1 protein-coding gene is annotated in these 1,035 nt (G+C 25.8%); it reads left to right on the top strand.

Annotated elements, in window-relative coordinates; all coding sequences use genetic code 11:
* Window positions 1-73 precede the first annotated feature (73 nt).
* Window positions 74-883, top strand: a complete 810-nt coding sequence (locus NSA58_RS20545) for a nitroreductase family protein (protein ID WP_257560961.1) — start codon at window positions 74-76, stop codon at window positions 881-883.
* Window positions 884-1,035 lie beyond the last annotated feature (152 nt).

Here is a 1,035-nt window from a genome sequence, read left to right as displayed (position 1 = left end):
AAAAAATAATTAAACAAAATATAATTTGGGTATATATGTAATAAGTTATAAATTAAAACAGGGGGAACATATTATGGATTATAAAAATCTTATATTAAACAGAAAATCAGTAAGAGAATTTAAAGATACAAGTATAGATTCTAAATACTTTTGTGAAATAGAAAAGTACATCAACAATTCTAAAAAATTATTACCGGAAATAGAAGTTGAAATGAGAATGTATGACTTTAAAGATTGCTATGAAAAGATAAATGAATTAGCAGGATATAATGGATTTTTAATTCAAGCACCAAACTATATTATCTTACTTTCAGATGTGAAAAATGGTTATATAGAAAATAGTGGATATATTGGTGAAAGATTAATATTAAAAGTTAGAGATCTAGGAATTGATTCTTGTTGGATAACATTTAAAGATAGCAAAGATATAAAAGAAAAGTTGAACATTTCTAGTGATAAAGAAGTTACAGCAATAATTGCTTTAGGTTATGAAGATGATATAAACTCTAAAAATAAAAGTATATCAGAGAGATTAAGTGTGGAAGAAATTGTATTCATGGATGAATGGGGAAATAATGCAAGTGTAACTGAGCTGGAAGAAAGATATCTTCTTGATGCATTCTCTTATGCAAGAATGGCTCCATCTAGTCTTAATAGACAACCATGGAGATTTATAATTGATGGTGGTAAGGTTATACTAGCAGTTAAAAGTGATGACTTTAGTAGTGATTATGAAGGAAGTATAGACACAGGAATAGCAATGCTTTATTTCAGTCTAATAATAGATACAACAATGTTTGATTTAACATGGCATGTGGGAAGTTTAGATAAAGATTATAAAATACCTAGTGATTATAAAATAGTAGGGTACTGTAATATATAAGTAGGGGAAATGGCATATCAAAGAGATATGCCATTTTTTTTGTGAAAAAATAAAAAAATTAAATAAAAAAGTTTAAACTAATATAAAAATGCGTATATACTACATATAGTGTTTTAAAATATAATAACAACTATATGTAGTATTGATTGCTA

It is taken from the genome of Terrisporobacter muris, assembly GCF_024621905.1.
GTDB lineage: Bacteria > Bacillota > Clostridia > Peptostreptococcales > Peptostreptococcaceae > Terrisporobacter > Terrisporobacter muris.
This window is presented reverse-complemented; position numbering and strand designations above follow the sequence as displayed.

Excerpts from the sequence above, each read along its gene's own strand:
- NSA58_RS20545 (WP_257560961.1), top strand. The coding sequence starts at position 74 with ATGGATTATAAAAATCTTATATTAAACAGAAAATCAGTAAGAGAATTT.